Here is a 13,868-nt window from a genome sequence, read left to right as displayed (position 1 = left end):
TGGTATGGAATGATTGTATTTTGGAAAAAAAGCTAACGTCAAATAAAAAAGAATTGAAGGTGGGTGTTTCGAGGCATACTCCTTGTATGCATGGCAGAGGAAGAAAAGAAAGAGAAAGCCGCCAAAAAAAAAGTGGCCAAAAAAAAATCAGCATCTCCTGCAAAACCTAAGGCAAAAGATGAATCCAAGGTACTATCTAAAAATGAACTCGTAAAACCACCTGGTGAAACACGATCTTTGCTACCAAACAAACTTCCTAAAATTTACAATGATTCCAAATATACAAAACATCCCAGTTACCCAACTGAAGATTTAATTAAGGTACTAGTTCGGTCGCCAAAAGAAGCCTTTGTATTTTGGAAATTTTCAGAAAACACCATGGAACGAATGACCAAAGAATTGGAAGTGCAAACTACCGATGTTTTAAAGTTTCGTTTGAAAGTAGAATACCAAAACGTTTTTGGGAGTGACCGTATAGAATGGTACGACCTTCCACCCTTTACAGAATCTTACTATTTAAAGTTTATGTTTCCTGTGAAAATGATCCAATGCACTATTTTTGTTTCTTATTTAGAAAAGGAAATTCCTTCCTTACATTCCACCGGAAAAGACTTACCCCTAGGCACTGAGTCTTTTCGGTTGGACAAAGAATGGATCCACCCTGAATGGATTAGCGCAGGTCTTGTCACCCAAAGCCCGAGTGGTGAATTTTACTTTCGAGAAACAAACGCAAGTGGATATTATGTAAACCCAAGAAACAAACAGGCAAACCAAGATTCTTTGCCTAATGAAAATTTTCCTTTTGTCAATGGGTCGGGTTCTGGAAAGGGAATTCTTTGATGAACCATTCGATCAAGGGGCATTTGGTTTTTGTATTACATGCCCACCTACCATTTGTTAGACACCCTGGTTATGACACTCCGTTTATTGAAGAAAATTGGTTAAACGAAGCGATCCTCGAAACCTATATCCCTCTGATCAGAGTGTTTCGAAATTTAAAAAAGGAATCAGTTCGGTTTCGGATTACCATGTCGTTTACACCGACTCTCTCACAAATGTTAGTGGACCCATACTTACAAAATCAATTTCGTAAGTACATCAAAAACCTAATCTCACTTGCAAACCATGAAACCAAACGAACAAAATCGGATCCGCATTTACACTATTTGGCAACTCGGTATCTGGAACATTTTTTAGATACGGAATCAATCTTCGAGGAATCTAACGGAGATTTGACGAAATTGTTTTTGCCGTTTATCGAATCGGGTGAACTCGAAGCGATGACAAGCCCTGCCACTCATGCTTTTTTACCATTTTATGATTCTGAAAAGTCGGTCTTTCGTTCCCAATTGAAAAATGGACGCAGGACTTTTCGTAGGATTTGGGGTAGGGACCCAAAAGGGATTTGGCTTTCGGAATGTGGTTATACGGAATCATTAGAAGAGGAACTCGACCGAGAAGGGTTTCGTTATTTTTTTGTGGACACACATGGCATTACCCATGCAAGCCCAAGACCCAAGTTTGGAGTCTATGCACCCGTGGAAGTGGGGTATGGAGTGTTTGCATTTGGCCGAGACCCCGAGAGTAGCAAACAAGTATGGAGTTCGATTGATGGGTACCCAGGGGACTTCCGTTACCGTGAATACTACCGTGACATCGGTCACGACCTTCCTTGGGAAGATATCTCTCCTTACCTTCATTCGAATGGGATCCGCATCAATACGAGTATCAAATACTACCGCATCACAGGAAAAACGGGGGACAAAGCATACTACCACCCTGATTGGGCAATGGAAGCTTGTGGAAACCACGCTGAAGATTTTTTACGCAATCGAATCAAACAAGCAGAACATTTGTTTGCAACAAACAAACAACCGTCAGTGGTAGTTTCTCCGTATGACGCCGAGTTATATGGTCACTGGTGGTATGAAGGCCCACAGTTCATCGAATTTTTATTTAAAAAAATCCACTTCAACCAAAACACCATCCAACTTTCCCATCCACTGGAAGCGGCACGAGTGTTACCAAGGATACAATCTGTGGAAATGAAGATGTCGAGTTGGGGAGAAAATGGGTATGGTGATGTTTGGTTAAATGAAACCAATGATTGGATTTATCCCCTCATCCATGACCTTAGCATTCGGATGCACAAACGGGTTCATGAATTTGGATCGGGAACAGAAACACAAATCCGCATCCTAAAACAAATGGGAAGGGAACTCCTCCTCTTACAAAGTAGTGACTGGGCCTTTATTATGAAAACGGGAACCATGGTGGAGTATGCGGTTCGTCGTACCAATGTGCATACCAATTTGTTTCTCACTCTCGAGGCCATGCTCACAGGTCCCATTGACCTGACCATTTTGGAGGCAGCCGAAGCCGAAAATAACGCCTTCCCGGACATCAGACCCGAAGATTTTCGCTAGAATCATTCTAAAAGAAATTGCCTAGAGAAACTAGGTTTTGGAAACTGGAAGAGATCGGAGGGTATGTATGACGAATTTTTACCGTTTTCCCTTAGTTCTCATCGCATTGTTCGTATTGGCAAATGTTGTGTTCTGCCAATGGAACCACCGCGAAACCCAGGAAGGAGTTTTCCGTATGGATGATTCGGTCATTCGGTATGTGGAAACTCTGGAACGAGCTGATAAAACCCAGGTGACACGAAAACCTTCTGGATTTGGCCAAGGCATATTATAATACAAAATCGATCTTAGATTCACCCGCAAAATAAAAACTGTTTTTGCGGGTTTTCGTTTTTGTTCACAAGCGAAACACCGAATCACTTCGGTTTGAAATCTACATTATCCCAATAATCCTTTCCATAATCAAAAAAGATCTCTTCGCCTTCTTTGATGGTTTTTAAGACCTTGAACCTTGCAGTTTTCCAACGAACAGACGTGATGAGTTCAGCATTGGGTTTGGAAGAGTGGTTGATATAACGAGTGTAATTTGACTCACGTCCTTCCCCGTAAATCCACCAATCCTTACAGATCCAAAGTAGGTATTTTGAATCTACATATTTATTCGATTCCGCTTGTTCATCGGTAATGATTTTACCCATGTAATAACCAACGGTATCACCCTTATATAATGTTTGTTTGGTGAAAAGTCCCATACCAATATTGGGAACAGAAGACGGTTTTACGATAAAATCCTTTTCGGTGTACACAACCGGTTTTCTCTTTTTGGCCTTCTTAACAGATTTCTTTTTCTTCATTTTCATCCTATATGACATAAGAGGAAAACAATTCTCGCTTGTAAAGTCATTGGTATTTAAGATTCACTATGACCGACTCCGAACTTAAAGAGTAAGAGGGGGGCCTATGAAACGGGAACCACAAAAACAAACGGAAGACAAAACCAATGTTGTGAATTTGGCCATTTACCGAGCCAAAAAGGCACTGGAACGAGATGGTTTTGAAGTCGTGGAAAATCCGGATGGCAAAATTACCCTCGTCATTCGTCTTGCGAAATAACCCCTCTTTAGGAACTTGGATACATGACAGCTTTATTGGAAGGCACACGAATCGGAAACGGACAAAAACATTGTGTCATTGTTTCAAAGTTCAATGAATTCATTACCGAGTCCCTCTTAAAAGGGGCAAAAGACGCTTACAGACAACATGGAGTAGCAGACTCTGATGTGACCGTCATCTATGTTCCAGGAGCATTTGAGCTCCCGCAAACTGTCAAACGAGTCTTACAATCTAAAAAGTACCAATTCTCTGCCATCGTTTGCCTCGGTGCTGTGATCCGTGGAGCTACCTCTCACTATGACTTAGTCTCTGGGGAAGCAGCAAAAGTAGGATCCGTAGCAGATGGATCCGTTCCTGTGATCTTTGGTGTCATCACCACAGAATCCATCGAACAAGCGATTGAACGAGCAGGGACCAAAGCGGGAAACAAAGGATACGAAGCAGCAACTACAGCCATAGAAATGGCAAATCTTTTCAAAGAGATCGGATGAGTTCTAGACACCGTGGGCGTAGCCTTGCCCTCATGTGCCTCTACCAAATTGATTTAGTGGGAACAGACCCCGATCGTGCCATGAAATTTGATTGGTACGACAAAAAAATCACCCGAGAAGAAAAGGATTATGCTGTCTTTCTTGTGAAAGGAGTGGTCGAAAATCGAAAAGCGATCGATACTCTTATTAAGAAGTATTCGGAGAATTGGGAACTTTCGCGTATTTCCGTTGTCAATCGTTGTATTTTGCGTTTATCAATCCTAAGTTTGCAAAAGGAACCTTTCCTTGCTGCTCCCGTTGTCATCAATGAAGCGGTGGAACTCACAAAGGAATTTGAAACAGACGAATCTGCACAATTCATCAACGGACTACTCGATGCCTTCTATAAGAAGGAGATCTTAACAAAAGAGTCCCACTAACAAAAGAAATGGATCCTATCCAAAAAAACCGCTTTCGCATTGAGGAACAAACCTCCAAGCCAAGTTATTACCAGGAAGATCCATACTTAAGGAACCTGGGAAAAGAAAAAGAAACGACGTATGAATCAGAAACAACGGTAAGGCGACCAGTTTTATCGTTTTTGTTTTGGTCGTTTCTTGTTTTATTGATCCTTGGGTTTTTAACCGCCGCTTACTGGTGGTATTTACAAAAAAAACAAAATCCTGAAGAAATTGCCAAAGTCCTGAAAGACCTTCCCACAGACAAAAAAGCACTGAGCCTTCTTGTCGATAAACCGTATCTGCCAGATGATTCGGTGAATCCGAAACTTGCAGCCTGTCTCAATGCCTATCACAACCGTTATGTGAACCGAGTGGGCACGGTTTGTGAAGAGTTTCTCAATTCCCCTGGCAGTGACGAAGACAAATCCATTGCCCTGACTGTGCTTGGGGTGATGTATGATGAAGCAGGGCGTTACATCAATGCCATCGAACGATTGGAAAAAGCCATCCAATACGATTCCAAAAACTATTTTGCCTTTTATAATTTGTCCCTCGCTTTCAAACACGCAGGGAAATTTGAAGAAGCAAGGCGTGCCGCCCAGCGTGCCAAAGAAATTGCACCTAACGACTACCGTGTGGCCCTCTTACAAGGAAACCTGTTCCAAGAAATTGGGGACCCGACAAGTGCCATTGAAGCTTATAAAGAAGGACAAGCCCTTGCTCCAAGTGATGTCACACTTACCTATAACCTTGCGATCAGTTATCTAAAACAAGGGAATATGGCCGAAGCTATCTCCGAGTTCCAAAAAGTGGTACAAACGGCACCGAATTCCCAAACTGCTGTTTTGTCTTATGGCCACTTGGGAACTATCTTTTACCAAAGAGAAGACTATGACCGTGCGGAGTATTACTTCCGAGAAGTGATTCGCCTGAAAACGGGAGATGCCAAAGCTTACTATAACTTAGGTTTGGTGTATTTGAAGAAAAAAGTCCCAGAAGAGGCGGCCAAATACTTCCAAAAGGCACTCGATTCGAATGCAAACGAACCAGAGGTGTATCGTTACATCGCTGATGCGTTTTTGTCCATGGGACAAACCAATATGGCAATCACTGCTTTAAAAAAAGCGTTACTCTTAAAACCTTCGGATGTGGATTCCCTTTTTGCTCTTGCTGAGCTTTATTATAAAAAAGGGGAACTTGTGGAAGCGGAGAGTTTATTTCGTAGGATCATCCGCCTTACCCCTGGGGATACGTATTCAGAAACAGCCTATGTGAATTTAGGGATCATCTTGGATGAAATGGAACGGTACTCGGAAAGTATAGCGGCCTTTGAAGGAGCCCTTGCTTTAAATCCCAAAAACCAATCAGCCTATTACAATTTGGGTCTTTCCTATTTACACGCGGGAAAACCAACGATGGCAATCGAGTCCTTACGAAAGTCCCAAGCCCTGGATCCGAATCATGTTCCGTCAAGACTTGCCATCGCCGATTATTATTTAGAAAACCGTTTTTATAACGAAGCCATTTCCGAATACGAAGAAGCCATTGCATGGAAACCCGAACTCTATGAAGCAAGACTGAAACTGGCAGATGTTTACATCCAAACCAAAAATTACCCTGCTGCCGAGAAGATGTTAGTGTATGTGTTGGAAAATGCCAAAGACCCAAAAGAAATCAAACTCGCTCATAGAAAACTTGCCTTAAGTTATGCGAGTAGTGGAAACTCAGGGTTATCACGAAAAGCAAAAGAAGAAGCCTTTCGTGCCACTCACATTGATCCAGAGGATATGGAATCAAGGTTAGTACTCGCCAAAATCCTCATCGATTCGGGTTCCCTTGTGGACAGAGAAAAAGCAATTGAAGAGTTAACTGTCATTACACGCTCGGATGTGACACCTACCATTTCCTCCAAAGCACATAATTATTTGGGTGTTTGTTATTTTAAAAACGGGGAATTCAAACGAGCACTTTCCAGTTTCCAAACGGCCATTGATCTAAATCCCAGTTTGTCAGAAGCCTATGAAAACAAACGAGCCGCTCGAGCTCAGTATGAAAAATCTTTAGAATCCAAAAAGAGAACTTTTTATTGAGTTTGTTTGATTTTATCCCTCATCCTAAATTCCCGGAATATTACGAAATCTGCCGGCATACGGGCGTTCTGCGATTTCTTCCCGCAAAACAAAGAGAATACGGGGACAGTTATTTTATGGAAGAATACAAGTCCCAATACAAAAAGTCCTATTACGAAGATGAACCCAATCTTCGTGCTATGGCAAAACGCAGGCTCGCAAACTTGTCAAAGTTTGCTCCTGTCCCTAAAGTAGAAAAAGTTGATTCCAAGAAGAGTTCTCCCTTCTTAAACCAAACACTACTCGAGATTGGTTCGGCTGCTGGATTTTTTTTAGACGAAGCAAGGATTGCCGGTTACCAAACGAAGGGCCTCGAACTCTCTCCAAAAGAAGTGGAATATTCGAGAAACACTCTTGGGCTCGATGTCGAAAGTTCATCTGTTCTCTCGATAGAAGAGGGGGAATGGAAAGAATCCTTCTCTGTGGTATCTGCTTTTTTTGTAATCGAACACATTGATGACATCGAAGGGATTTGGAAGAGGTTGCAGACTTGGCTGAAACCTGGTGGGTTTTTGTATTTGGCAGTTCCTTCTAGTTTTGGGCCAAGTTTTCAGACCAATCCTAAGGAATGGTTTAGGACCCATCCCTCAGACCACTTTTTTGACTACTCAGTCCACTCCCTGAAAAAACTCTTGTCAATCCTTGGCTTTGAAGTGAACTATGTTAGACCTATGTCGTATCACTCCTACCGGGATTTAGGCCTCCGAGGCAAACTCCCTGAATGGCTGTATCGGCTATACGCAAACCAATTTGCCTATGGTGATACCATCGAACTGATTGCCAGAAAAAGAACACACTGAAATCCAATATGAAATTTAACGAATTACCTTTCCACGAGTCTCTAAAGAAAGCCTTAGACAAAATCGGCTACACAGAGCTCACACCCATCCAAGCCAAATCCATCCCGTTCGCCATGGAAGGACATGACCTCACTGGTCTTGCCCAAACTGGTACCGGAAAAACGATGGCCTTTTTACTTCCCACTTTGCATAGACTTCTCTCTGCAGAGGAAGAGGAAGCACTTCCGTATGCACTTGTCCTTGCACCCACAAGAGAACTCACGATCCAGATCGCAGAAGAAGCAAAAAAATTACTAGAGTTTACCGACCTCGGTGTGGCTACCATCATCGGAGGAACTGATTACAAATCGCAAGAACAAGCCCTTGGAAACAAAGCTTGTATCATCGTGGCAACTCCAGGACGACTCATTGACTTTGTGAAAAACCATGGACTTTCTTTGGAAAACATCAAAGTGGTGATCCTCGATGAAGCGGACAGAATGTTCGATATGGGATTTGTGCAAGACCTCAAGTACATCTTCCACAAATGTAAAAACAGAAAACAATCCTTACTCTTTAGTGCCACCCTCAGTTACGAAGTGGTACGACTTGCCAGCAGGTATTTGAACGAACCCATTGAAGTTCACATCAATCCGGAAAAAGTCATCACAGAACGGATCGACCAAACCCTCTTACACTTGGGGAGGGAAGAAAAACTCCCTTACCTCGTCAATTCTTTGTTAAACTATCAGATCGAAGGCCTTGGGATCATTTTTACAAACTACAAAATGAATATCCCTAAAATTGTTTCTGTATTACGAAGATACGGAATCACTGCCACGGGACTTTCCTCCGAACTGGACCAAAAGAAACGGATACGTCTCCTTCGTGATTTCAAAGCGGGCAAGTACAAATACCTCATCGCAACAGATGTTGCTTCTCGTGGGATAGACATAGAAAATATTGATGTGGTTTATAATTATGACCTTCCACAAGATGCAGAAAACTATGTGCACCGAATTGGTCGTACCGCTCGTGCAGGTAGGAAAGGTCAATCGATTGGCCTTTGTTCCGAAACAGATTATACAGAACTGGAACGCATTGAAAAGTATCTTAACTCGAAAATCCCTGTGGGTGAAATCCGGGAAGAGTATCTAGAATTCCCAACTGGTGAATTCACTCCTGTGTTTGCCGACGAAGTGATCCCTGGTGAAAAAAAATACCAAGACCGCGAACGAGGTGGAAGGGGTGGAAAACCAAGACGGGGAGACCAGTCTGGGCGAGGGGATCGCACAGAACGGGGTGGCGAGAGAGGCGAACATCGGTCAGGTGACAGGAATCGCCATAAAGGAAAATCGGGTGGACACCTACCTGCAAAGATGTCCCATCCAGAAGGCCATAGTCATGGACACCCAAGTGATCACAAACACCCAGCGAAGATGACCCACCATGAATTCAAACATGGACACCAAACGAAAGATGGTAAGGGCAAACCTGGGCATAAGAAAAACCAACAAGGGAAATCTTTCCAAAAGAATGACCCAAGACGGAATCTCTTCGATATCAACGAAGTGAAACAATCCAAAAAACAGAAACAATCGATTTGGAAACGAATCCTTTCTTTTTTCAAAAAAGATTAATCCTTCTTTTACTGATTGTTTTCCCGTGTCTCGTAAACGCTGAAGTCACAAAACTTCCGCTTTACGGGAAAGGGAATTATGTTGGTTTTTCAGATTTAAAAACCATATTACCTGAACTTTCCACCAAACTAAAGAAATACACAAATGTGGGTTCCATTTACACACCACAAGGGAATATCCAATTCAGGATTGGCAGTAGTTTTTACACTTTGGATGGTAAGATTTATAAAATCCCAAAAGCTATTTTAAAGAAGGAGGATGAAGTTTACCTTCCTCTCGATTTAGTGGAAGCGATTTTACTCAATTTAATCGCGTATGATGTTCGTTACCAATTCAAAGAAACTGAACTCATGGTTCTTGTTCCCAAGGAAAATACCCCCAAACGAAACTTAGGTGTAAAAGCCATCATCATAGATGCTGGGCATGGAGGAAAGGACCCAGGGACTTCGGACACGACGGGGTATTTTGAAAAAGAAGTAAGCCTTGGTGTTGCCCGTTATACCTATTTGTACTTACGTAAATACTATCCAGAAATTCGAGTAGAGATGGTAAGAAAGGACGATCGATTTGTGGAACTCGAAGATCGTTCCAAATTTGCCAATCGTGTATTGTCTGATACAAGAGATGTGATTTTTATCAGTTTCCATTGTAATGCCTCTCTTTCCGAAAAAGCAGCTGGGTTCGAAGTGTATTACTTATCGCAAAGCCCAAGTACAGAAAACGCAAGGGAAACGGCTCTCATCGAAAATCGGTATATCGGAAAACACAAAAATCCTGTGGTTTCACAAATCCAGTCCCAAATGTTATCGAGTGTGACCCAAAGGCGTTCCAAAAAATTGGCAGATTCCGTCGCAAACCAATACGAAAAAGCCCTTAGCCCTGAAATTCCCGCAAGAGGAGTGAAAAAGGCCGATTTTTCCGTCTTGCGAGGAAGCCTTATGCCTGCTGTACTTGTGGAAATGGGGTATCTCACAAACCCTGAAGAAAGTAAAAAACTGCGAGATAAAACCTTCCAAAAGAAAATTGCTCGGAGTGTGATTAAAGGAATTCATGAATACGCATCTGCAAAAGATTAAAGAGTTACTTAAGAACTATTGGGAATTTTTAAAAATCGTTTCCATTCGGTTTTATAAAATTGGAACAGGCGAAACCAAACTCACTCGTGATTTTATTTTTTTATTTGGTTCATGGTTTAGTTTACTTTTGTTTTTTAGTTTTTTCATCTTGGCGGAACAAAATCCATTCCGTCTGTTAGTTCCCTTCCAATTGTATTCCTATCCTTCTTTGGACCATAGGGAATCCATCATTGTCTATATTTCCAACGGAGAAGGGGAACAAATCCCAATTCACAGAAAGGTATTAAAACAAGAAGAACCTACGGCTCTCATTTACCAAATTGTTGGTGAGGTTGGTGCACCACCTTATTTTGATTCGGTGGAAGCATTGGCAAAAGATGGGAAACTTTTTTCCCCTAAAAAACTTTTGGACATTCGGTTTGCGATCAAACAATCTTGGTTTCTTGATCAAAATCAAAAATTGGTAATTGATTGGAATACAAATCGTTTAGAGTCCATCATGGAAAAATACCGATTACCACGTACCAAATCAGAAGATGATTCGGCCGATGCCGACGAAGAAAATTCCAATGCACCTGTTGACACCATCACTTATTACACTGGTGGTATGGAAACTGGTCCCAAAGAATCCGAAGAAGTATTAAACAAACGAAGGATCCAAGCAATGGATCAAACCTTACGTGCGTTAAATGCAAGTCTTTTTGAAAACTTCAAAGAAGTCAAAACCATCGAACATAAATTTTCAGGAAATTCCAATCCCGTATACCAATGGGAAACCATTTCTCCTCTCGCCACTCGTTAATTTAGGGCTTTCCCTCTGGATTTTCTCCATTTTTCAAAATTTGCTCATGGAAAATGGAGAAATACCGATGATCGTATCGGGAAAAATAGAATTTTTTTTAAAAAAAATAAAACGCTAAAGTAGCCAAAAATTGCCAGAAACAGGCAATTAACCCCAAAAATCTCCGAAAACTACTCAATTTCTTCGAATTAATTTCTTCTATCCAAGCACCGACATACTAAGGGAATAAATAGAGATTTTAGGCACCTATGGGGCCTGAAAGCCAGACACAAAAAAAGCGAGAGAAGGGATTCTCTTGTTTGCCAGATCAAGTTTCAAGGAGGAAACCAATGATCATAAACCACAATTTAGCCGCGATCAACTCACATCGCGTCCTCAAGTTCCAAAACGAGGAAGTTTCCAAGAACATGGAAAAACTATCCTCTGGTATGCGAATCAACCGAGCAGGTGATGATGCATCAGGCCTTGCCGTTTCGGAAAAAATGAGAACGCAAGTGAATGGTCTTAGACAAGCAGAAAGAAATACCGAAGACGGTATGAGCCTTATCCAAACAACGGAAGGGTATTTGCAAGAATCGAATGATATCATTCAAAGAATTCGAACTCTTGCAATTCAATCGTCTAACGGTATTTATACTGAAGAAGACAGACAAATGATCCAAGTTGAAGTTTCACAACTTATCGACGAAGTGGACAGAATTGCTTCTCAAGCTGAATTCAATAAAATGAATTTACTTCAAGGGGATTTTGCACGTGGATCTAGAACAACCTCCATGTGGTTTCATTTGGGACCAAACATGCACCAAAGAGAAAGAGTGTTCATTGCTACAATGACAGCACGTTCACTTAATCTTAAAGGTCAAAGTGGAGAACTCTTGTCTTTGTCAACTGCTGATAAGTCAAATGATGCGATCGGAACTTTGGATGCTGCGTTAACACGTATTAGCAAACAAAGAGCAAACTTAGGTGCTTACTTTAACCGTCTTGAGCATACTGCAAAAGGGCTCATGAACGCTTATGAGAATACCCAAGCTTCCGAGTCTAGGATCCGTGATGCGGATATGGCAGAAGAAACTGTGGCTTTCACAAAGAACCAGATTTTAGTTCAATCTGGAACTGCTATGTTAGCTCAGGCGAATGTTCGTCCACAAGGAGTTCTTTCTCTCCTTCGTTAACATTAGTTAACGAAGAGGGTGGTTAGTGTAACTGAAGAGTTGTAATTAGATAATCAGCCGGCTTTCCCCTGCCAGGTGGCAAAATGAAAGCTCATCCTTGACACCGGACAGGGATTGTCCGGCTAAGAACGAAAGACATACCGTTCTTGGTTATACACAAAGGAGTGTAGGCCAATGATTATCAATCACAACATGAGTGCGATACAATCACATCGTGCTCTCAAGTTTACACAATGGGATGTAGATAAGACCATGAGGAACCTCTCCACTGGGCAAAGGATTAACCTTGCCGGTGATGATGCTTCTGGTCTTGCTGTTTCGGAAAAACTACGAACACAAATTCGTGGTTTACGTCAGGCGGAAAGGAATACGGAAGATGGACTTAGTTTCATCCAGACTGCAGAGGGTTACCTTGACCAGTCGGCTGAAATCATCCAACGAATCCGGACCTTAGCGATCCAGACTTCGAACGGAATCTACACACCTGAGGACAGGCAACTCGTGCAGGTAGAAGTATCTGCGCTGGTGGATGAGATCGATCGAATCGCTTCGCAAGCAGAGTTCAACAAAATGAAACTGTTTGAAGGAGACTTCGCTCGAAAGTCAACGAAAGCATCGATGTGGTTTCACATGGGAGCAAACGCAAGGCAAAGAGAGCGTTTCTACATTGGAACTATGACTTCGAAAGCTCTTAAGATGTCAGAAGGGGCAATTAAAATTGCACTCTCTACACCTGGAAAAGCAGACGAAGCGATTGCAAAAGCGGACTTCGCCTTGAACAAGATCATGAAGCAGAGAGCAGATATGGGAGCTTATCAAAATAGGCTCGAAAGTACTGCAAAAGGCCTCATGGGTGCATACGAAAATATGCAAGCATCCGAATCAAGGATTAGGGACGCAGATATGGCTGAGGAAATGGTAGCGCTCACGACGAAACAAATTCTCGTGCAAAGCGGTACGGCAATGCTAGCGCAAGCCAGCCTCAGACCAAATTCTGTACTACGACTTTTGAATAACGCTTAAGTTGTAGAAGGCAAGAGTTGCCTTAAGACGGTTGCCTCTTCTCGAAGGAAACTTTGAGGAGGGGCTTTTTTATTGTTTCCCTTATCATGAGAATCATGATTGGGATGAATCTACTTAGATTGTAATTCTAAATCCGTATAAATATTGTTTGGTTGTCCAAAGACAAAAAGTCTTTTACCGATCAAAACTGCCCGATTGGCGATGGGATTGAATCCAGAATTAAAACTGATATTTGGATTGGAACAAGTCCATTTTTCCCATGGAGTAAATAGACTTTTCCATTTGCATATAGACAGGGCCAGGACGTTCGTGAAGGATATGCGGGGGTAGTGATGAGTGTATTAGTGCAAACTCCAGAATCAGTGGTTCTATCGACAAGACCATCTCCCATTATATACGCACTTGTGCTATTGTATTTCACCATACAATAACCTTGGATCAATACAGTTGAATTCCAATTTAATCCATTGTCTAGTGAATTTTAATGCGACAATTGGAATCGACCTGTAAAAGCTACAAAAATATTTGTATTGGCATTGTTGATCAAGACACCTAATAGAGAGTAAGTGGTTCCATTCGTACTGGAATAGAGTCCTGTTGTTAAGTTTGAATTCCTAATATAAACCGCATAGGTTGTTAGGCTATTTTGGTCAAACACCACTGAATCAGTTGGATCGGTAGTCCCAAAGGGAGATGTAATAGTTGTCGAATCTTGAATGGTACCATTGTTGATGAAATCGTTTAAGAGGAGGGACGGTATAAATCGTTGGAAATCTTAAAAATCAAAAAGAATCATTTTGAAAAAAGGTTGAATTCGTTTGGTTTTTAAGGTGA

General features: G+C 41.8%; 14 protein-coding genes. 13 read left to right on the top strand and 1 reads right to left on the bottom strand.

The genetic code is table 11. From position 1 onward, the window contains the following. Positions 1-90: 90 nt before the first annotated feature. The 3 genes from ND812_RS13475 to ND812_RS13465 all read left to right on the top strand — a co-directional run bounded on the left by ND812_RS13475 (position 91) and on the right by ND812_RS13465 (position 2,700). Positions 91-840 (top strand): hypothetical protein, encoded by a 750-nt coding sequence (locus ND812_RS13475; protein WP_265375863.1) that lies wholly within the window; start codon positions 91-93, stop codon positions 838-840. Then, a complete protein-coding gene (locus tag ND812_RS13470; RefSeq protein WP_265375862.1) occupies positions 840-2,426 on the top strand; it encodes a glycoside hydrolase family 57 protein in 1,587 nt (528 codons plus the stop codon). Before ND812_RS13475 ends, ND812_RS13470 begins: the two co-directional genes overlap by 1 nt. Before the next feature lie 67 nt (positions 2,427-2,493). Further along, positions 2,494-2,700, top strand: a complete 207-nt coding sequence (locus ND812_RS13465) for a hypothetical protein (protein WP_265375861.1) — start codon at positions 2,494-2,496, stop codon at positions 2,698-2,700. Positions 2,701-2,782: 82 nt separating this feature from the next. Here the strand turns inward: ND812_RS13465 and ND812_RS13460 are convergent, their stop codons facing one another. After that, on the bottom strand, positions 2,783-3,226 hold the full coding sequence (locus tag ND812_RS13460; protein WP_174705010.1) for an SET domain-containing protein: 444 nt from the start codon (positions 3,224-3,226) through the stop codon (positions 2,783-2,785). A 100-nt stretch (positions 3,227-3,326) separates the two neighbouring features. Between ND812_RS13460 and ND812_RS13455 the strand changes: the two genes are divergently transcribed. The 10 genes from ND812_RS13455 to ND812_RS13410 all read left to right on the top strand — a co-directional run bounded on the left by ND812_RS13455 (position 3,327) and on the right by ND812_RS13410 (position 13,034). Then, the gene (locus ND812_RS13455; RefSeq protein WP_167396496.1) at positions 3,327-3,479 is read left to right on the top strand and encodes a hypothetical protein; all 153 of its coding nucleotides are present in this window, start codon (positions 3,327-3,329) and stop codon (positions 3,477-3,479) included. A gap of 23 nt (positions 3,480-3,502) precedes the next feature. Next, entirely contained in the window at positions 3,503-3,970 is a 468-nt protein-coding gene (gene ribH / locus ND812_RS13450) for a 6,7-dimethyl-8-ribityllumazine synthase (RefSeq protein ID WP_100719588.1), read from the top strand. Further along, entirely contained in the window at positions 3,967-4,389 is a 423-nt protein-coding gene (gene nusB, locus ND812_RS13445) for a transcription antitermination factor NusB (RefSeq protein WP_100719589.1), read from the top strand. The genes ribH and nusB overlap by 4 nt, the downstream gene beginning before the upstream one ends. An 8-nt stretch (positions 4,390-4,397) precedes the next feature. After that, a complete protein-coding gene (locus ND812_RS13440; protein WP_265375860.1) occupies positions 4,398-6,500 on the top strand; it encodes a tetratricopeptide repeat protein in 2,103 nt (700 codons plus the stop codon). Then, entirely contained in the window at positions 6,497-7,339 is an 843-nt protein-coding gene (locus ND812_RS13435; RefSeq protein ID WP_265375859.1) for a class I SAM-dependent methyltransferase, read from the top strand. Before ND812_RS13440 ends, ND812_RS13435 begins: the two co-directional genes overlap by 4 nt. A gap of 8 nt (positions 7,340-7,347) precedes the next feature. Beyond that, positions 7,348-8,958, top strand: a complete 1,611-nt coding sequence (locus tag ND812_RS13430) for a DEAD/DEAH box helicase (RefSeq protein WP_265375858.1) — start codon at positions 7,348-7,350, stop codon at positions 8,956-8,958. After that, on the top strand, positions 8,922-10,034 hold the full coding sequence (locus ND812_RS13425) for an N-acetylmuramoyl-L-alanine amidase family protein (protein WP_265375857.1): 1,113 nt from the start codon (positions 8,922-8,924) through the stop codon (positions 10,032-10,034). Before ND812_RS13430 ends, ND812_RS13425 begins: the two co-directional genes overlap by 37 nt. Beyond that, positions 10,009-10,836: an LIC_10740 family protein gene (locus ND812_RS13420; RefSeq protein ID WP_265375856.1), complete on the top strand. Its 828-nt coding sequence runs from the start codon at positions 10,009-10,011 to the stop codon at positions 10,834-10,836. The genes ND812_RS13425 and ND812_RS13420 overlap by 26 nt, the downstream gene beginning before the upstream one ends. A 329-nt stretch (positions 10,837-11,165) precedes the next feature. Further along, positions 11,166-12,011 carry a flagellin N-terminal helical domain-containing protein gene (locus ND812_RS13415; protein ID WP_265375855.1) on the top strand — a complete coding sequence of 282 codons (846 nt, stop codon included), beginning with the start codon at positions 11,166-11,168 and terminating at the stop codon, positions 12,009-12,011. A 174-nt stretch (positions 12,012-12,185) separates the two neighbouring features. Beyond that, positions 12,186-13,034 carry a flagellin N-terminal helical domain-containing protein gene (locus tag ND812_RS13410; RefSeq protein ID WP_135576302.1) on the top strand — a complete coding sequence of 283 codons (849 nt, stop codon included), beginning with the start codon at positions 12,186-12,188 and terminating at the stop codon, positions 13,032-13,034. Positions 13,035-13,868 lie beyond the last annotated feature (834 nt).

The sequence above is a fragment of the Leptospira limi genome (assembly GCF_026151395.1).
GTDB lineage: Bacteria > Spirochaetota > Leptospiria > Leptospirales > Leptospiraceae > Leptospira_A > Leptospira_A limi.
This window is presented reverse-complemented; position numbering and strand designations above follow the sequence as displayed.